General features: G+C 37.1%; 19 protein-coding genes. 6 read left to right on the top strand and 13 right to left on the bottom strand.

All coding sequences use genetic code 11. From position 1 onward, the window contains the following. Positions 1-4: 4 nt before the first annotated feature. The 3 genes from SJY23_RS06315 to SJY23_RS06305 are packed head-to-tail and all read right to left on the bottom strand — an operon-like array spanning position 5 to position 2,678. Positions 5-1,501: an aldehyde dehydrogenase (NADP(+)) gene (locus SJY23_RS06315; RefSeq protein WP_396597875.1), complete on the bottom strand. Its 1,497-nt coding sequence runs from the start codon at positions 1,499-1,501 to the stop codon at positions 5-7. Further along, the gene (locus SJY23_RS06310) at positions 1,498-1,764 is read right to left on the bottom strand and encodes a DUF1272 domain-containing protein (RefSeq protein WP_396597874.1); all 267 of its coding nucleotides are present in this window, start codon (positions 1,762-1,764) and stop codon (positions 1,498-1,500) included. The genes SJY23_RS06315 and SJY23_RS06310 overlap by 4 nt, the downstream gene beginning before the upstream one ends. Beyond that, complete coding sequence (locus SJY23_RS06305) at positions 1,764-2,678, bottom strand: dihydrodipicolinate synthase family protein (protein ID WP_396597873.1); 915 nt, start codon at positions 2,676-2,678, stop codon at positions 1,764-1,766. The genes SJY23_RS06310 and SJY23_RS06305 overlap by 1 nt, the downstream gene beginning before the upstream one ends. Positions 2,679-2,811: 133 nt before the next feature. Between SJY23_RS06305 and SJY23_RS06300 the strand changes: the two genes are divergently transcribed. The 4 genes from SJY23_RS06300 (at position 2,812) to SJY23_RS06285 (ending at position 6,132) form a co-directional block, all read left to right on the top strand. Next, entirely contained in the window at positions 2,812-3,645 is an 834-nt protein-coding gene (locus SJY23_RS06300) for an AraC family transcriptional regulator (RefSeq protein WP_396597872.1), read from the top strand. Positions 3,646-3,743: 98 nt separating this feature from the next. Then, positions 3,744-4,292: a response regulator gene (locus tag SJY23_RS06295; RefSeq protein WP_013750379.1), complete on the top strand. Its 549-nt coding sequence runs from the start codon at positions 3,744-3,746 to the stop codon at positions 4,290-4,292. 3 nt (positions 4,293-4,295) lie between these two features. After that, positions 4,296-5,708 carry an ATP-binding protein gene (locus SJY23_RS06290; protein ID WP_396597871.1) on the top strand — a complete coding sequence of 471 codons (1,413 nt, stop codon included), beginning with the start codon at positions 4,296-4,298 and terminating at the stop codon, positions 5,706-5,708. Positions 5,709-5,712: 4 nt separating this feature from the next. Then, a complete protein-coding gene (locus tag SJY23_RS06285) occupies positions 5,713-6,132 on the top strand; it encodes a response regulator (RefSeq protein ID WP_396597870.1) in 420 nt (139 codons plus the stop codon). Here the strand turns inward: SJY23_RS06285 and SJY23_RS06280 are convergent. The 9 genes from SJY23_RS06280 to trxA all read right to left on the bottom strand — a co-directional run bounded on the left by SJY23_RS06280 (position 6,129) and on the right by trxA (position 13,212). After that, positions 6,129-7,130 carry a metal-dependent hydrolase gene (locus tag SJY23_RS06280; protein ID WP_396597869.1) on the bottom strand — a complete coding sequence of 334 codons (1,002 nt, stop codon included), beginning with the start codon at positions 7,128-7,130 and terminating at the stop codon, positions 6,129-6,131. The two genes, SJY23_RS06285 and SJY23_RS06280, sit on opposite strands and share 4 nt — an antisense overlap. A gap of 19 nt (positions 7,131-7,149) precedes the next feature. Beyond that, a complete protein-coding gene (locus tag SJY23_RS06275; RefSeq protein ID WP_396597868.1) occupies positions 7,150-8,922 on the bottom strand; it encodes a DNA mismatch repair protein MutS in 1,773 nt (590 codons plus the stop codon). Positions 8,923-8,924: 2 nt separating this feature from the next. After that, complete coding sequence (locus SJY23_RS06270) at positions 8,925-9,281, bottom strand: MmcQ/YjbR family DNA-binding protein (protein ID WP_396597867.1); 357 nt, start codon at positions 9,279-9,281, stop codon at positions 8,925-8,927. Then, positions 9,278-9,766 (bottom strand): AAA family ATPase, encoded by a 489-nt coding sequence (locus SJY23_RS06265; RefSeq protein WP_396597866.1) that lies wholly within the window; start codon positions 9,764-9,766, stop codon positions 9,278-9,280. The genes SJY23_RS06270 and SJY23_RS06265 overlap by 4 nt, the downstream gene beginning before the upstream one ends. Further along, positions 9,766-10,383, bottom strand: coding sequence for a DUF4230 domain-containing protein (locus tag SJY23_RS06260; protein ID WP_035334785.1), 618 nt, complete (start codon positions 10,381-10,383; stop codon positions 9,766-9,768). The genes SJY23_RS06265 and SJY23_RS06260 overlap by 1 nt, the downstream gene beginning before the upstream one ends. 107 nt (positions 10,384-10,490) lie before the next feature. Next, positions 10,491-12,002 (bottom strand): carboxypeptidase-like regulatory domain-containing protein, encoded by a 1,512-nt coding sequence (locus SJY23_RS06255; RefSeq protein ID WP_396597865.1) that lies wholly within the window; start codon positions 12,000-12,002, stop codon positions 10,491-10,493. 126 nt (positions 12,003-12,128) lie between these two features. Then, a complete protein-coding gene (locus SJY23_RS06250; RefSeq protein ID WP_013750388.1) occupies positions 12,129-12,293 on the bottom strand; it encodes a hypothetical protein in 165 nt (54 codons plus the stop codon). Positions 12,294-12,312: 19 nt separating this feature from the next. Next, on the bottom strand, positions 12,313-12,915 hold the full coding sequence (locus tag SJY23_RS06245) for a thiamine phosphate synthase (RefSeq protein WP_396597864.1): 603 nt from the start codon (positions 12,913-12,915) through the stop codon (positions 12,313-12,315). Continuing rightward, positions 12,916-13,212 carry a thioredoxin gene (trxA, locus tag SJY23_RS06240; protein WP_035334788.1) on the bottom strand — a complete coding sequence of 99 codons (297 nt, stop codon included), beginning with the start codon at positions 13,210-13,212 and terminating at the stop codon, positions 12,916-12,918. 252 nt (positions 13,213-13,464) lie between these two features. Between trxA and SJY23_RS06235 the strand changes: the two genes are divergently transcribed. Further along, positions 13,465-13,608, top strand: coding sequence for a hypothetical protein (locus tag SJY23_RS06235; RefSeq protein ID WP_013750391.1), 144 nt, complete (start codon positions 13,465-13,467; stop codon positions 13,606-13,608). A 52-nt stretch (positions 13,609-13,660) separates the two neighbouring features. On the opposite strand, the gene acs is transcribed toward SJY23_RS06235, so the two are convergent. After that, positions 13,661-15,571 (bottom strand): acetate--CoA ligase, encoded by a 1,911-nt coding sequence (gene acs, locus SJY23_RS06230; RefSeq protein ID WP_396597863.1) that lies wholly within the window; start codon positions 15,569-15,571, stop codon positions 13,661-13,663. Between the two features lie 377 nt (positions 15,572-15,948). Here acs and SJY23_RS06225 point away from each other — a divergent pair, with 377 nt between their 5' ends. After that, on the top strand, positions 15,949-18,180 hold the full coding sequence (locus tag SJY23_RS06225) for an ATP-binding protein (protein ID WP_396597862.1): 2,232 nt from the start codon (positions 15,949-15,951) through the stop codon (positions 18,178-18,180). The last annotated feature ends 249 nt before the right edge of the window (positions 18,181-18,429 follow it).

The raw sequence follows: 18,429 nt of genomic DNA, 5'->3' as shown, positions 1-18,429 counted from the left end.
GGTTCTATTTTAGATAATCTGGCAACAGCGCCGAAGGAAAGTCTTGGAAACTAAAAGGCCTTACCCAACGCAAAATACTATGATTTCCTACCGCCGTAAAGCGACTATCTGTACTTGCTGGATATGGTCCTCCGTGTGTCATACCATCTTCTACCGCAACTCCTGTGGGAACTCCGTTATAAATGATGCGACCTACCTTGTCTTGTAAAGCTAGTGTAATATCTTGTAATGTGGCAACCTCTTCATCTTGAGCGATAAGAGTTGCCGTAAGCTGCCCTTCTAGATTTTTTATAATCGCTAACTGTTCTGCTTCATCTTTTGCAAGCACAACCATAGAAAAGGGACCAAAAACTTCTTTGTGCAACTGAGAATTATTGATAAAATCTACACCTTTTACAACTGCTAGTGTGGGAGCTGCATGGTTTTCTTTACTGCTATCTGTACTCATCACAAAAGTAACTTCAGGTACTTTTGCCATTTCTTTCTCTCCGCTAGTAAATCCAGATTGTATACGTGGATGTAACATACACCCTTCATCTACCTTACTCAGGTTATTTGCTAGATCATTTACAAAAGCCTGAGATTCATCACTCGCGATTGTAATAATAAGTCCTGGATTTGTACAAAACTGGCCTACACCTTGCGTAATAGAACCTGCATATGTTTCGGCTATTTGAGAGCCTCTATTAATTAAAGCCTCCTGCGTTATAATCACAGGATTTATACTTCCCATCTCTGCAAAAACTGGAATGGGAGTATCTCTTTGTGCAGCGAGATTATACAGTGCACGACCACCAGTATGACTACCCGTAAATCCAACGGCTTTTATTACCGTGTGTTTTACGAGTTGCTCTCCTACATCAATACCTGCACTATTAAGATTAGAAAAAACACCCTCTGGCATTCCTGTTTTTTGTGCAGCTTTTATAATTGCTGTTGCCACCATCTCTCCCGTACCTGAATGCATAGGATGTGACTTTACAATAACAGGACAACCGGCTGCAAGCGCACTAGCGGTATCACCACCAGCCGTAGAAAAAGCCAGCGGAAAATTACTTGCCCCAAAAACAACTACAGGCCCTATAGCAATCAATGCTTTTTTAAGTCCGCTGGTGTTACCAACTCCTATAGGATTACGCCACTTGTCTTGTGACACTAACTCTGCAAACATTCTAAGCTGCCCTAAGGTTCTGCCTAGCTCTCCTTGTGCCCTACCTTCTGGCAGACTGCTTTCTTGCGTATACATATCTGTAAGATCTGAGCCAAGAGCCTCTATCTCGTCTGCAATAGTATTTAAAAAGCTTGCGCGTTTACTTCCTTTTATTTGACTGTAGGGATGAAAAGCGTTGTGAGCGAGCGCGCAAGCTGTGTCTATTTCTTGTTGAGTAGCCTCGTAAAATGCGGTTGGATTTTCCTTATTTAATTGAGGATTTATAGTTTTATAGGTAACGGCGCCCTTAGCACTCTGTGTAAAACCTATTTGATTCTTTCCTGTAATCATAATGCTTTAATTTTTTGCTGATGCAATGCTACGTTTATTGGTTTATGCACTGTAATTGTAGATGCCGGATACTTTTGTAATAGATGTTCTGGTCGTATTGGTCTCTTCTCAAAACCACCTCCGCAGTTAGGACATACTTTTAATAATATATCATCTACACATTCTTTGCAAAAAGTACATTCAAAAGTGCATATCATTGCATCACTAGCATTATACGGCAATTGCTTATTGCAATGTTCACATGATGGTCTTATCTGTAACATTATAAGTTTTTATAGGCAGGTAAACTAGGTCTGCTAGCCAATCCACTTTTAATTATTTGTAAGACTTGTTCTCTCTCATCTCCAGAAAGTGGCAGTCTAGGTTTACGCACATCTTCTGTCCCTATACCAGTATGTACTTCTGCAAGTTTTATGTTTTGTACCAGTTTAGGATTTATATCTAATTCTAGTAGTGGTAAGAACCAGCGATAAATCTCAATTGCTTCTTTAATTCTACCAGCCTTTTGTAGCTCGTATATTGCTACAGTCTCTGCTGGAAAAGCACATACTAAACCTGCGACCCAGCCATCTGCTCCCATCAACAATGACTCTAGCGCTAGAGTATCAACACCAGTCATTATTTTAAGTCTATCTCCAAAGTTATTTTTAATGCGTGTCACATTAGAAATGTCACGAGTACTTTCTTTTACAGCTTCAATATTATCCTGTTTTAACAAGGTCTCAAACATGTTGAGCGTGACCTCTATTTTATAATCTATAGGGTTATTATAAATCATAATAGGTAAGCTAGTACTACTGGCTACGTCTTGAAAATAAGTAACCACCTCTGCGTCTCCTGCATTATATCGCATAGGAGGAAGCATCATAAGGCCACTTGCTCCGTCTTCCTCAGCTTTGTGTGCAGCAGCGATGGCTCCTTTAGTAGATTGCTCTGCAATATTTATCATGACGGGCACACTACCTTTAACTAGCTTCACCGTCTCCGTAGTAAGTGTGCGCTTTTCATGATCTTCCAGAGTGCTCGCCTCCCCTAGCGTTCCACCTAGTACAATACCATGAACTCCCGCGTCAAGTTGGGCTTTGATGTTTACAGCAAACATGTCAAGATCTAGCTCATCTTTTTTTGTGAATTTTGTCGTTACCGCAGGCATGACACCTTTCCATTCTATGCTCATAATGATGTTATTTTGGTCAAAGATAATGGCGCCATAAGCTTAAGATTAAATACTGTTTTATCCATAACTAATAGTATATTATCCAAATTAACGTGAGTTGCTATTTATTTAAAACAAAAAAGTACCTTAATGTATGCGTGTACTTCCTTTTAAAATTCCGAAGCCTAGCAATGCTGCTATTCTATTTCAAGTAGATCAAGGTGTATTATACAATGCACTCCATCATCATGAGGAAATCCAAATAAGCTACATTAAGAAAGGAACGGGAACTCTAGTGGCAGGAGATACTGTTCATTCATTTTCGGCTGGAGAGGTAATTGTTTTAGGTAGCTTTCAGCCCCATGTATTTAATAGTGACACCGCAGATTGCTTGATGTATTCTGTGTTCTTTAGTGCAGCATCTTTTGGCGATATATTTTTACAACTAGAAGAAGGGAAAGGTATTGCAGATTTTAACGCTTTCGCGAAAGCGGGATTTAAAACATCCGTAACTCCTGAAATTGACTCTTTGTTCCAACATATAAACACGGCTCAAGGAATGCATAGACTAGGGCATTTTATAGACCTAATTACTGTCTTGAAAATCAAGAAAAGCATCTCGCTCTCGACGTTTATCTATAAACGTCATATTTCTGAAAAAGATGGAAAACGCATGAGTGCAATCTTTGACTTTACACTAGCAAACTACAAGCAAGAGGTGCATTTAAATGATCTCGCATCACTCACATCTATGACGCCTCATAGCTTTTGCAAATACTTTAAACAACGCACAAACAAGTCATATTTTAGTTTTCTTACTGAAGTTCGCATTGCACATGCCTGCTCCTTACTAGAAGCCCAACAAGAAATTTCTATAGCAGATGTTGCAGATCGCTGCGGTTATAAGACTTTATCGCATTTTAATAAAAACTTTAAGAAATTGATGAAAATCACTCCAAGCGCCTTTAGAGACAAGGATAGGACGTAATTATTTAAGTTTTTCTTTTCTTAGATTTTTATAAAAATGTTAAGAAAGCTACGATATAATATCTCATATCTTTACATAAACAACCTAGACTATCCAAAATGATTGATACTCCACTACGCATACTTATTGTAGAAGACCTAGTATCTGATGCTTTTCTCGTACAAAAACAGATTAAACGTTTTTGTAATAATGTTGAGATCAGCATTTCAGACAAAGAGCTTTCACTTGCTGTGGCTCTCAAACAGTTTTTACCAGATATCGTGGTCAGTGACTTCAACCTTGAAGGATTTACTGGATTTGACGTAATTAAACAAGTCAAGGAATTTAATAGTGAGATCCCGGTGATTATTATTACAGGAAACCTCAACAATGAAGAGAAAGCAGCAGAGCTTATCTTACAAGGAGCCTCTGGATTTTTCTTGAAAGAAAACCTTCAAAATTTACAACAAAAACTACAACCTCTTTTTGAAAAATTTATTTCAGAAAAGCAGGAACTTATCACACGTTTAGAAAGACAACGTGAAAAAGATGCTAGAGAGCGAGAGCTTACAGATTACTTGCGTCATCATGACTTTGAAGCTTACGAGCACAAAGAAGCGATTGAATCTCTTAAGGACAAAGTGCTCAAATTTTTATCCATAAAATAACCCATGGATACTACCGAATCTAAAAATATAGTCAGGTCACTTTACTTAAGTTTTTTTTCAACGCTTACTGTAATAGTTTTAGTTACACTCTTATATTTAGCATCACAATACTCTCAAAAGTGGATTGTTCATACTAATGAAACAACTACTCAAATTCATAATGTATCTGAGACTCTATTAAAAGCTGAGAGCATGCTACGGGGTTACTTAATAAGTAAAGACCCTGAATATCGCATTGATTATAAAGTCCAAATAGCAAAATTGAGGGGTGAGATCGATCAGCTTAAAACAAAAACTCAAGATAACCCCTCACAACAAGAAAACTTAAGAAAGTTTGAAGCGCTAGTAAATGAGCGTATACAGGGCATGGATAATAACATGGAGAACTATGTTTTACGCACTCCAGAAGAAAATAGAAAACGTACCGGAAGAGTAGAAACCTTGCGCCTCATAGATGCTATTGATAATATGCGAGACATCATGCTTATTGAGGAAAACGCATTACTACTAGAACGTAAATCTACCTACGACACGATTTATGTTTTAAGTCTTATTGCATTATCAATAGCCTTATTATTGATGCTTTTTAATGTGTATGCCGTTAGAAAAAGACTTATTCCGCTCTTTACAAAACTTGCAGAAAATAATGATGCTCTTATTGAGCTAGTACACTCTCGAGATCAAGAAATTGCTCTCAAAGAAGCGCAAATGGAAATGAATGAAGATCTCATTCACCAGATGGAAGATAAGAACAAACAGCTTAACCAGTTTGCTTACATAGCTTCTCACGATTTGCAAGAACCTTTGCGCACGGTAGATAACTTTATTGCACTCTTTGAAGAAGATTATGGAGAAAAATTAGACGGTGAGGCTGGCACTTACTTTGACTTTATAAAAGGAGCTACGGCACGTATGAAAAGTCTGATTACCGGCTTACTCAATTACAGTAGATTGGGCCGCTCTGGAACGCGTTCAAAAATTGATCTCAATAAACTTTTAAACGATATAAATGTAGACTTAGGCACTCGCATAGAAGAGAGCGGAACAGTTATCACTAAGGACACACTTCCTACTGTATCTGGTTATCCAGTAGAATTACGACAGCTTTTTGTAAACTTAATTACAAATGCCATCAAGTTTACTCCACCGGAACGAGCTCCAAAGATTCATATAAGTGTAAGCGACTCGAGACTTTACTACACGTTTAAAGTTTCTGATAATGGATTAGGAATTAAAAAAGAACACCTAGACAAAGTCTTTAATATGTTTACACGCCTTCACAGTGCGAAGGAATATGAAGGTACAGGTATAGGTCTTGCCTTCTGTCAAAAAATAGTTGAATTACATAAGGGGAAAATAAGTGTTGCATCTACCGTAGGTGAAGGCAGCACATTCACATTTACTTTAAAAAAATAAGAGCATGCAACCACTAAGAGAGATATTACTTATAGATGATTCTGAGTCTGATAACTTTGTACATTCACGTGTGATTAAAAAGGCACAGGTAACTGCAAAAGTAACCATCAAGTATTCTGGCGAGGAAGGGCTTACCTATCTCAAAACTCTCATTGACGAAGATTATCCACGCCCTGACCTAATTTTCTTAGACATCAACATGCCTGGAATGGATGGATTTGAGTTTTTAGAGCATTATGAAGAATTAGAAGATGTGCAAAAAGCAGGAGTGGTGATTGCGATGCTTACGACCTCTACATCTCCTGTAGACAAAAAGAAGGCCGAAAAGTATGACCTATTGCAGCATTTTGATAACAAACCGCTTACTCAAGAAAATCTTTTTAAAATTCTAAAAGAGCAATTTCCAGGACGTTTTGATGATTAATTGCCTTTAATCCTTGTCCATAGATTACCCAAGACGGCATTCATATTTGAAGGGTCAGGGCGATCTTCTGTGGCGGTGATGGTACCGTTATTTTCCTCTAGCTTGTATCTAAAAACAAACTGAGGGTAATCTGGATCAATAGCGATAAGTCCAAAGCGGAGATCATTATAAATCCACTCATCTTGAATTTTCTCAAGAATATACCAACCTTCAGAAATGGTTATAAGCCGTTGTACTTCTGACGTATTGATAAGCGCTTCACTTTCTGAGCGCTTTTTGGGATATGCCTTGAAAGAAATAGGCTTGGAATCAAACAGAGAGTAATCCCCTATAAGATAATTTTCACCTGCATCTACATTTATATTCCACAAAACAGTATTCATAGGGGCTGGACGCGTTGAGATTTGGGTATATGTTATGCCCTGCTGCTCAAGATTCTCAACCACCTTTTGATGGGCTACATATTTTATCACAACTGTGAGTAATAAATATGAGCTACTTATGTAAAGGCCAAGGTTGTTAGTACGCTTTCGCGAAAGCGAACCACGTTTTTTAGTAGCTGCTATAAGGACACATATTAAGAAAGGAACAGTGTATAATGGATCTATAACAAAGATGCTATTAAAAGCAACTCTCCAATTAAATGGCCAAAATATTTGCGTTCCCCATGTAGTAAATGCATCTAGCAATGGATGTGTAAAAAGACCCCAGAAAAATAGCTTTGACCATCCTTGCCACCCTACATCTGGTCGTTTGTTAAGCTGATGGACAAGCCATCCAAGCAATGGAGCTGCGAGTATAGAAAACACGATACTGTGGCTAAAACCACGGTGCATCTCGGTCGCTGTGATAGTATCTGTGAGATATCTCCACACAATATCAAGATCTGGTATGGTACCCGCTACCGCTCCCCAAAGCATTGCTCTATTACCTATCTTTTTGCCAAGTACTGCCTCGCCTACTGCGGCGCCAAGAACTATCTGAGTTAAACTATCCATACTATTTTATTAAATAATGCTATGATACAATCCCCATTTTCTTTAACAAGAAACTAGCATTCATATTCTGGCAAATACCTTCTTTAAAAGTGTAATCAAAAAAGAGCTCATCGTTTATTATTTGGGCGTCAAAGTAATAGTTCTTCACCTCCTTAAGATCATTTGCAGCCTCACATAAACTTAAATCGTGTGTAGCTATAATACCTGTCGCTCCTGCACCTACAAGCTTATCTATAAACTTACGAGAACCCTCTGCTTTATCCGTGCTGTTAGTTCCTTTTAAAATTTCATCTAGGATGATAAAGTAACGATCTGTTTCTATCTGATCTACTATAAACTTAAGACGTTTGAGTTCACTAAAGAAGTAACTCTCATCATCTGTAAGACTATCTGTGGTGCGCATACTAGTAATTAACTTTATAGGCGTATATGAAGCGCTCGTTGCAAATATGGGTAAGCCTACGTTACCCATCACGATCTGTAAAGCCACCGTTCTTAAGAAGGTACTTTTACCAGCCATATTTGCTCCTGTGATGATAAAGAACTCATCGTTTTTTATAGTGATATCATTGCGCACAGCAGTTGTAGGATCAAGAAGAGGATGCGCTGCTCCTGTAGTAACTAGCGTAGTTCCTGTTTCTGTAATCTTAGGAAATACATGAGCTTGATGATTAAAAGCATAATTACCCAAACTGTTATAAGCATCAAAAAAGGCGATTACTTCAAACCAATCTTCTACTGCATCGCGATGTGTTGCAATCCATCCTTCAATGTCGTGTACAATACTTAAATCTCTAAGAAAAAACCCATTAGATATGAGTCCAATTATAAAATTGTTACGCTGATCAAGTGCGTCTAGATGTTTTGAAAAAGCTCTTAAAATGGACGAACTTGATTGCTCTGATGTAATGACCATTTTACGCTTATTTACTAGCAAATCACTTGCAAATTCTTGCTCTTCTATTCTAGATAACAAGCTCGCATATTGTGTAAATGTGGTTTGAATTTTCCCCGTATGTGCAGAGAGCATATTTATTCTCCCAAAGAATCTGCCGCTTATTAACAAACCTATCCCAAATACTACAAACACCCACCATCCAGCAATGAAACCTATAAAATAAGATCCAAGCGTAAGCAATGAGATTACAGAAAATATACGTGAGATAAGTTTCATTTGTTTAGGTACAAATGAGGAGTAATCTTTTAACCAAAGCAGTACACTATCTGCAGATAAATCTGTGCTAACTAATGATGCAATCGCACTAAATAACTGCCTCCACTCTGGCAGCTCGCCTAACTCTTTTACAGCTTCTTGCTTTTGTGATATTCCTTCAATATTATTTGAAAGAAGCATGGAAACTAGTTTTAAAGAACCACTATCAAGAGCTGTTCTATTAAAGTACTGAAAGAAAGAGCCACGCCCAAAAAGATCTATATCTTGACTAAAAACATGCTCCGGATTATGAAATTCACTCCCATCTGGCAGATCATAAAAATCCCTATTAAGAACTTTTAATTCTGTCTCATTGCGCTCCAGAAGTGCCTTAGTAAGATCACGCTTGTGCTGCAACTGGCTGTGGCGACTCACTAGTAATAAAAAAGCAATAACACCTGCGATTATACACCCCATAAGCAATTGCGTATTACCTAGAGTGAAATACACACTCGCTGCTGTAGCTAAGAAAACAACAAGCCTAATAGTACTTGAGATATTGAGTTTCCTTTTAATCTCAGATACTTCTTTCTGATATGTTTTGATTTGTCCTTCGTAAAAGGCAGTTGGTTCTGTCATAATTATAGAGCCGCAAGTTCGGCTTGTTGTTTTTTTGTCATTTTTGATACGACCAGATTGTAAGAATGGTCAATAAGCTCTGCTAGTAATTGTGGTGGCAACTCTTCCAGAACACAGGTATTCCAGTGAGTTTTACTCATATGCCATCCAGGAATAATAGCTCCATCGTGAGTTTCTCTCAAAATGACAGCTCGATCTGGATCACATTTTAAATTTGCCGAAAGTGGAATTCGTTTTAAAGAGCAAAGCGCAAACATTTTACCCATCACCTTAAAAACTAGGGTGTCTGCATCAAAAGGAAACTCCTCCGTCACTCCTTTTTTATCAAGGCAATATGTTCTAAATGCTTCTATATTCACTTGGTAATTATTGTTGCTTCTATGAGTTCATCTTCTACAGGCGGCTCAAACCATGTTTCCATAAATTCAAAATCCTCCTCCGAAACGTCAAATTCGTAGGTGGCTCCTTGCTCTTTATTGCGCTGTTGTACTCTTTCTTTTCTCACTTCCTTATCAATATCTAGAAAGTGTAGCTCGTAAGGTATTTGGTGCGCTTTCGCGAAAGCGTAAAAACGTTCTCTTCTATCTCGCTTTGCAAATCCTAGATCTAAAATTGCGGGAGTATCCGCCTCTTCCAGCTGTAACACTAGTGATTGAATCATCTGGTCGCTACGCGCGATGCGTTCTAAAAACCAGTCAACTCCGTCTGTATCTTGTTTATCATCTAGAAATAATGTTTTATTCCAATGATCAATAGAAAATAAGATACCATTAACACTTTTTTTAAGATCTAATGAATATGTAGTTTTTCCTGCTCCTGTATTTCCAGTAATGAGATATATCACTAAGATTCAATTTTCTTAGGCTCCTTACTCGCAGGTATTTCTAGTGATGAGTAGTCTAGTTTCCAGCCTATAGTTTCTACAAGTTTTTGCATTAACTGTACGGTTTCTAGCGCCTGTGACTTTGCTTCCTCATAAAGTCCGCTCTGCGGAATTTTATCGCGTATGTGCTGCTTTGCCTCTCTGTTTATCTCTGTAAGATCTGTGCTAGTAAATGGATTTGCCCAACCTTCTTTTTTGTCATAATACTTAAAATCTGTTTCTACAGACAGTAGCTCTGGTTCTGGAAAATTAAACAGCTTGATGGTTCTATTCTTATCATCTGCCTCCATTTTAATCTTAGTAAGATCAAAACCTATATGCGCTTTTGCATCGATAAGTACAATAGCTTTTTTTGAACCTAAGAGTAGGTTCATCCATTTATTTTTTAAGCCTTCGTAGTGATATATCTCTGCAAAGTCGCCCTCTACGGTGATAAATTTACACACTGTTCTTATGCGCTCCATAAGCACCACAGATTGTGCTTGAGCATCTGGCGCCTTAGATTTTCCCGAGATCCAGTTAAATATAAAATAAGAGAGTATCGCTCCTATGGCGAGCCCTATAAATACTAATTCCATAAAGTAAAGATACTAAAAGCCCTTAAAGACTTCACCATATAAAATGCCCGTAACCACAATAGGATATGGGTATCATAATCTCATCGCACAATCTATATGCGGGTCTATTATTTACTCTCAGACTTAAAACTTTGTATAGCCGCATTAGGCTCCATAATAGTATACCCTTTCCAGAAATTAGGATCATACTCAGATAAGTATGTTGCCTCCATCTCTTTAATTTCTTCTACTGCATCATACGTACTTTGGTCAATGCTAGTCGTGCTAAAAACAACGAGCTCCTTTTTTGAATAACTAGTGTTTGCTATTTCAATCTCCATCGCTACTTCATTTTGCTTTCGGCGACCTCCTACATTTTTGTTTTTCTCAATGATTTTTAAAGGCCTATCTATACCAACGCGTTCTCCGTTTTCTAGCTCCATAAATCGCAAGGAATAGCCACCATTATCATCTTTTGCATAGATACTTTTACCCTTATACAAGTACTTCTTGTAGCTTATACCAAACATCCCAAAACTTGACAACTTACGTACATTTTCATATTCTAGTCGCATTACTGCAAAGTCTTCAGTATTTATATATAAGGTTCCTTTAAAATCTTTTCTTCCTTTAGGCTCAAAGTCTATTACGTAAACTATATCATCACCTATTGCAGTAAATTCTCTCTTAGTAAATCGATAACGATTGGATTTTGTTAAGAAGTCAAGCTTTGTATCCTCTTTATAAAACATAGCCTCAAACAGATCAGAAAGGTCAGATTTGATACTTTCTATAATGGCTTTCTCCTTGTCATTTTCTTCTTGCTCTGTATCTACCTCTATTTTAAGTCCGCCATTTGAGCTGCCCATTTTTGTAGAGTCATCTACTTCAATAGTGGTACCTACGATTCCAGATTTTATTTTAAAGTAAGAATCTGCTTTTACGTTTTTCTCAATAATTTCTTCAAGCCTTTTTCCAAAACTCTCCACCCCTACATCTTTTTTAGTTTTGTCATAGAGCTTTGCTGCTTTGTCTATAACGAGCTTTTGATTGTCATAATTTCCAGAAAGTGTCCCGACAGACTCACTGTAGTAATCACTCTTCTTTGCTACAGATCCCACTAGACTATCCATAAAGACCTGGTTAAATTCTGGAATAGTCGTTTTTTCTACTTCGATATCCATTTTATCAATACGATCAGACTCAGACTGTCTGAAGAATATTTTTTTCTCAGTAAGCGCATTAGGATAGTTAACAGCTATGTTTTCTTTAACGCGCTCTATGATTTCCTCTGCATCCAGCGGATTATTTGTAAGAAATACATTATCTAATTCGTTTGTTTTTATACGCAGTGATATAATGGTATCCTTCACTTTCTTAGGAAAAATAGCAACCTCTTCATATCCCATAGACGAGATATACACAGAGTCCCTAAGTGCAGATAGCTTATGCTCTCCTAGGGTAAAGATGCCTTCTTCATTTGTGATTGTACCTGTATTTTCAGATAACTTTACAGTTGCAAAAGGAATGGGTTCTTTAGTCCTTTCGTCAATTACGGTTACACTATAAGATTGTGCTACCGCCGTAGCAGCGCAGGTTATTGTAAGTAACGTGAGAATGAATTTTATAAGTGTCGTCATAAGATGGTTATTTACTATATAGACGCTAGAAAATTTAAAATAGTTGCCTAAACTATTAAAATGACGTCTTTATAGTCAACATGTTACGCTCTAAAACAAAAAAAAGCGTCCATCGGGACGCTTTTGTTATTCTTCTTCTTTCTCTTTAAGAGCTTTCATCTTTTCTTTTGCTTCGAGTAATCGCGCTTCACTAGCGTCTCTCTTCTCGCGCTCTTTCTTTTTCTTACGATCCATAAGCTTAGAATGCTTTGCTTTATTTTTCGTGTTCTTAGGAGTTCCTCTCTTTGCCATGGTGCAAATATAGTAAAGGTTAGGTATTCGCTTTCGCGAAAGCGTTTTTCATCTCAATAAATGCTGCTACGGGATCATTTGCATTCCATATGCCGCCTAGCGCTCCTACTCCTTTAAAACCAAGTTTTAGTGCTTCTGGAGTTGTGGTTGCATTTATTCCTCCCATACCTACAATATCTTTTTTGATGTGACGCACATCAAAACCTCTTCCTTGCATATCACTCTTAGAAATTGCCGAAAAAACAGGACTTAATAACGTATACTCAAAACGTACTGCTTGCGATGCAAGATCTTCTGGCTCATGATAAGAGGAAGACACGATATTATCTTTACTGGTAAATGAATTTACGTAGGTTTCTAAACGATCACCTTGCGCTCTCCACATCGCTTCTTCTAGATGCACGCCCTTAATATTAAACTGACTACACAACTCTTTATGAAAGTTATGCGTCATTATACGATTATGATATGCAATACCAACCTTTTTCAGGTATGCTATGTGATCATCAAGACTCGCATTTGGTTTTCTAAGATGAAAATGAGATAGCCCAGCTTCAAATAGTTGATGCAGCGTGGCAATCTCGTTTTCACTGGTTTCCTCAGGAGAAATTAATATGATCATCTATGCAGTTTTTACCACTTCAACAATCGCACTTTTCTCTAGCACTCCAGATTGTCTCCACACTTGCTTACCTCCTTTGTAAAGGATCATAGTAGGTACTCCGCGCACATTATACTGTGCAGCAAGCGGCTGATTTTTATCTACGTCTATTTTTACAATTTTTACTTGGTCACCTAGCTCGTCTTTTACTTGTTCTAGAATAGGCCCGAGTGTTTTACAAGGTCCACACCATGTTGCATAAAAGTCTACTAAGACAGGAGTTTCAGATTGAATTATATCAAAAAAAGATGATTTCATCGTTGTGTATATTTTAGATTTATTGAAATATAATAAAATACCTCTGTACCACTAATGGCTTTAAGAGATTTATAACCTTAGTCGTTTTTGATGTGTGTTCCTTAAAATATAAACTAGCACATTTTTGAACCAGTAAACATCCTCAAACATCTCTCTTCACATTTTTTAACAACGAGTGGTTAAGGTTTATTAATTGCTTTGAAAAAAATGAGGTTTCAAATTATCTTTAAGTGAACATTAAAAATTAAAATCATGAGTAATACAACACCTAATCCAGAGAAAACTAGCAAGAAAGAACAGGCTATTAATCTAGAGGCAACTCACGGCAAAGAGATTAATAATCAGGTAAAAGATAAAAAAGAGTTTACCCAGCCACGAGATAATCTAAAGAGTTAATCACTCACTTATATAAGAAACCCCGAAGAAATAATCTTCGGGGTTTTTTATGTTATAATAGTGCGTTGTCCTTTACACTCTGTACAACTTCAGGATTAAGAAGTGTACTTATATCGCCTAGATTATCTCCTTCCCCAGAGGCAATCTTACGCAGTATTCGTCGCATAATTTTACCAGATCGTGTTTTAGGTAATCCATTTGTAAATTGAATTTTATCCAGCTTTGCTATCGGACCTATTTTTTCTGTGATAAGCTGATTAATTTCTTTGCGTAAATTATCATGATCACGTCCTTCTCCAGTCTCCTTTAAAGTTACATAACCATACAAAGCATTTCCTTTAATAGTATGAGGAAAACCTACAATCGCACTTTCGGCAACAGCTGGATGTTCATTAATAGCATCTTCTATAGGTGCTGTACCTAGGTTGTGACCAGAAACGATAATGACATCATCTACACGTCCCGTGATCCTATAATAACCCGTTGCATCTCTTAAAGCGCCATCTCCAGTAAAATACATATTATCAAATGCCGAAAAATACGTGTCTTTATACCTTTTGTGATCACCCCATATCGTTCTAGCTATACTAGGCCATGGAAATTTAATGCACAACCTTCCTTCTACTTGGTTTCCTTTTATTTCTTTCCCTTGTTCATCCATTAAACAAGGTTGTATACCTGGTAAAGGCAAAGTCGCAAATGTGGGAATTGTAGGCGTTGCAAAAGGGATAGGACTAATCATAATCCCACCGTTTTCCGTTTGAAACCAGCTATCAACAATTGGACATTTTTTCTTCCCTATATTATCATTATACCAGTGCCAAGCTTCCTCATTTATGGGTTCGCCTACGGTTCCTAAAACCTTGAGAGATGATAAATCATACTTCTCTACATAACTCAAGTTCTCCTTTGCAAGTGCTCTTATCGCCGTGGGTGCTGTATAAAATTGGTTTACTTGATGTTTATCTATTATTTCCCAAAAGCGTCCCCAGTCTGGAAAACTTGGCACTCCCTCATAAAGTACCGAGGTGGCACCATTTGCAAGTGGCCCGTAGACAATATAACTGTGCCCAGTAATCCATCCTATATCTGCACTACACCAGTACACATCATCTTCTCTATATTGAAATACATTTTTAAATGTATATGCACTATACACCATATATCCCGCGGTAGTGTGCAACATTCCCTTAGGTTGCCCTGTAGAACCAGAAGTGTATAATATAAAAAGAGAATCCTCTGCTTCCATGGTTTCGGCAGGGCATTCTGTTGATGCTTCCTTTAACAGTGGTGCTACCCACTCATCACGCCCCTCTTTCATTACTACATCACCACCAGTGCGCTTAACAACAAGCACGCTCTCCACAGATGGAGTGCTTTCTAGCGCTTCATCTACAATGCCTTTAAGATCAATTGTTTTATTACCACGATATGAGCCATCACTTGTAATCACCATCTTACAGCTTGCATCATTGATACGCGTGCTCAATGCAGTACTAGAAAAGCCAGCAAATACTACCGAATGTACTGCTCCTATACGCGCACAGGCAAGCATAGATACCGCAAGTTCTGGTATCATGGGTACATAAATACACACACGATCACCGCGCGTCACACCTTTAGCCTTAAGTACATTTGCAAACTTGCACACGCGTTCATGCAGATCTTTATAAGTAATATGTTCGGCAGGATCATCAGGATTATTGGGCTCAAAGAGAAATGCGGTTTTATCACCACGAGTGTAGAGATGTCTATCAAGACAATTTTCTGTAATATTTAATTGGGCTCCGTCAAACCACTTTACTTCTGGCTTTTTAAAATCCCAATCTAATACGGTATCCCAGCGCTTACGCCAGACAAAGTTTTCTTCGGCAATTTCTTCCCAGAACTGCTCAGGCTTATCTACAGACTTTTGGTAGACTTGAAAATACTCTTGTAGACCTTTTATGTGGTAATTACTCATTATGTATCCTATTTGATTGATAAAAGATATAGAGTATGATGGTAATAATGAAAACATTTAACGCTTTCGCGAAAGCGTACTAAAGACAAACCACCTTAATATTATCATAAATGCAAAATCTCAACTAGTTAAGGCTCAAATATGCAACAGAACACCTTTTTATAACATCAAAATTATTCATTACTGATAATTAGCGGCTTACAAAAAATTTAAAATCAATCTTAATAAATAAAAAAACTCATCAAACATCTCAAACAATCGATGAAAAGCAGTATTTTTTAGATTAAAAGAATATTATTAGTTAATTAAATACATTTTCTGATGTAACAACTGCTCTAGGGGCAATTGCTTAAATTTTAATTCCCAAATCAATATTTATGACTAGACTAACCATACTACTGCTAGTTGTTTTAAGTACTGTATACTCTTTTAAATCCTACAGTCAAGAGACAATCTCTCAAGAAGAAATTCTTTTAATTAAAGAAAAGCAATTTACCGTAACAGAGATAGACTCTTTGATGCCCGCCATACTTACTTTATTTAATGAGTCTAGTTATGAAAAAGTTATTGAGGTTGTACCACACCTTCTAGATAACGCTAAGAGACTCAAAGCTCCTCTTACTACATCTCGTTTAAGAAGCATTCTAGGTAATGCATTTATACAAGTAGATGATATCCAGGGCGCCGAAGATCTTTTTAATAATGCCATAGAGGAAAATAAAAAGGCTAATGACACCTTCAATCTTGCTAGAAATCTTACCAATCTCGGGAATACTTTTTTTGAAGAAGATCCAGACAAAGCCATCACTTATTTTGAAGAGGCACTTGCTATAAGCCCAGAAATTGAAAATAGTATACTAGTTGACTTTATATCAAATAACAACCTAGCTGAGTTATATGTCATAAAAAAACAGCCCAATGAAGCGCAATACTACCTAGATCAAGCAAAGGAATTACTAATGAAAGGTGATTTTAATGGAAGGAAAAACAACTTTGAAGGGACCGTCTATCACGTTCAAAGTTCCATCTATCTATTACAAAACAGACCTATAGAGGCGATTGAAGCAATTAATTACTCTATGGAGGTAGCTGGTGATGAACAAGATGACAACTACAAGATAGATAATTATAAAAACCTAATGAAGGCCTATGAAAGCTTAGGCAACTACGAGCAAGTAAATAGCATACGTAAAACCTATGATGTACTTGTCGAAAAGAGATACGAAGCAAACAAGATAAAACAGCAAAAAAATGCTACCTCTCGCTTTAACCTCAATAAATTCAAACAAGAACTACGAGCCTCAAAATTAGAAAATGAGCTCGCACTTCAAAAAGCTGGTGAGAACAAATTATTTCTAAAAACTTCACTCGCAATAGCCGCCATACTGCTCTTATTTATCGGGACTTTATTACATGGTAGAAAAAAACGAAAAAGACTCCTTGATAATTTAAAATCAAAGAACAAACAATATCTTCAAGCCAAAAAGAAATCTCAAAAGCTAGCTAGGAGTAATACTAAATTTCTTTCTACAGTAAGCCATGAGTTAAGAACACCGCTTTATGGGATTATAGGGCTTTCTTCTGTGTTTCTTGAAGACCCAGCGCTCAAAAACCATACGGAAGATTTAAAATCTTTAAAATTCTCTGCAGATTATCTACTGGCGCTTGTAAATGATATATTAAGCTTAAATAAATTTGACTCAAAAGAAGGCGAGCGTATACAGAAGACTAACTTTAGACTACATAAATTACTACCTCACATTGTACAAACTCTTGAGTTTATAAACAAGAAAAACAATAACACAACAAATGTGATTATTGATCCTAATATTCCAGACACCTTACTGGGCGATAAGACTAAAATCTCTCAAGTCCTCATGAACTTATCGAGCAATGCCAGCAAGTTTACCGAGGATGGCACAATCACCATAAAGGCCACACTCCAAGAAAAGAATAAAGATGTAAACACCATACTCTTTAGTATAGCAGACACAGGACAAGGCATTGCCAAAGAAGAACAAGCAAAAATCTTTACTGAATTTGCTCAAGTAGGAGCTATGTCAAACCATCAAGGTACAGGCTTAGGTCTTCCCATTGTCAAGAAGATTTTGCACATTCTTGGTAGTAAACTATCTCTAGTAAGCAGGCCAAATAAAGGTTCTACTTTTTCATTTACAATTGATCTAGAAACTGGATCCGACTCCTACCTAGAAGTCCAATCAGATATTTCAAGCTATGAACGACTCAAAGGTAAAAAAGTACTTATTGTGGACGACAATAGCATTAACCAACTAGTAACTAAAAAGGTACTTGAACAATACGGTATAAAAAACGAAAGTGCCAGTAATGGACAACAAGCTGTGAGCGCAGTAAAGAATAATGCCTATGATTTCATATTGATGGATATTAACATGCCTATTATGAATGGTATTGACGCAAGTATTGTTATAAGAAAGTTTGACAGTATAACTCCTATCATTGCTCTTACAGCCACAAGCTATAAAGAGGGAGATAAAGAACTAACAAAACACGGCATTAACAATAGCATACTCAAACCCTATAAGACAGAGATTCTTTTAGACATGCTTTTAATGTATAGCTCGACCTAAATGGTCACATATACATTTTACTTGACTTTCTTATTTACTTCTTATCGAAACTGACCTATTTGTGATGAGGGTTATCTTATTCTTTACGCTTTCGCGAAAATGGCTCTTTCAGTTAAATTTTCTTCTAGCCTGAATGTTGTTAGAAAGAGAGTGTTTTTTAATATCTAATCCTCTGAAAGACTCTAAAAATCTTCAAGTTTTTAAGGATATCCAAGTCTCTTCTTCACTCCACACCAAGTAATTAACCTC

This window comes from Dokdonia sp. R86516 (assembly GCF_044596715.1).
Lineage (GTDB): Bacteria > Bacteroidota > Bacteroidia > Flavobacteriales > Flavobacteriaceae > Dokdonia.
This window is presented reverse-complemented; position numbering and strand designations above follow the sequence as displayed.

Coding starts and splice junctions, on each gene's coding strand:
- SJY23_RS06315 (WP_396597875.1), bottom strand. CDS start 1,501: ATGATTACAGGAAAGAATCAAATAGGTTTTACACAGAGTGCTAAGGGC.
- SJY23_RS06310 (WP_396597874.1), bottom strand. CDS start 1,764: ATGTTACAGATAAGACCATCATGTGAACATTGCAATAAGCAATTGCCG.
- SJY23_RS06305 (WP_396597873.1), bottom strand. CDS start 2,678: ATGAGCATAGAATGGAAAGGTGTCATGCCTGCGGTAACGACAAAATTC.
- SJY23_RS06300 (WP_396597872.1), top strand. CDS start 2,812: ATGCGTGTACTTCCTTTTAAAATTCCGAAGCCTAGCAATGCTGCTATT.
- SJY23_RS06295 (WP_013750379.1), top strand. CDS start 3,744: ATGATTGATACTCCACTACGCATACTTATTGTAGAAGACCTAGTATCT.
- SJY23_RS06290 (WP_396597871.1), top strand. CDS start 4,296: ATGGATACTACCGAATCTAAAAATATAGTCAGGTCACTTTACTTAAGT.
- SJY23_RS06285 (WP_396597870.1), top strand. CDS start 5,713: ATGCAACCACTAAGAGAGATATTACTTATAGATGATTCTGAGTCTGAT.
- SJY23_RS06280 (WP_396597869.1), bottom strand. CDS start 7,130: ATGGATAGTTTAACTCAGATAGTTCTTGGCGCCGCAGTAGGCGAGGCA.
- SJY23_RS06275 (WP_396597868.1), bottom strand. CDS start 8,922: ATGACAGAACCAACTGCCTTTTACGAAGGACAAATCAAAACATATCAG.
- SJY23_RS06260 (WP_035334785.1), bottom strand. CDS start 10,383: ATGGAATTAGTATTTATAGGGCTCGCCATAGGAGCGATACTCTCTTAT.
- SJY23_RS06255 (WP_396597865.1), bottom strand. CDS start 12,002: ATGACGACACTTATAAAATTCATTCTCACGTTACTTACAATAACCTGC.
- SJY23_RS06250 (WP_013750388.1), bottom strand. CDS start 12,293: ATGGCAAAGAGAGGAACTCCTAAGAACACGAAAAATAAAGCAAAGCAT.
- SJY23_RS06245 (WP_396597864.1), bottom strand. CDS start 12,915: ATGATCATATTAATTTCTCCTGAGGAAACCAGTGAAAACGAGATTGCC.
- trxA (WP_035334788.1), bottom strand. CDS start 13,212: ATGAAATCATCTTTTTTTGATATAATTCAATCTGAAACTCCTGTCTTA.
- SJY23_RS06235 (WP_013750391.1), top strand. CDS start 13,465: ATGAGTAATACAACACCTAATCCAGAGAAAACTAGCAAGAAAGAACAG.
- acs (WP_396597863.1), bottom strand. CDS start 15,571: ATGAGTAATTACCACATAAAAGGTCTACAAGAGTATTTTCAAGTCTAC.
- SJY23_RS06225 (WP_396597862.1), top strand. CDS start 15,949: ATGACTAGACTAACCATACTACTGCTAGTTGTTTTAAGTACTGTATAC.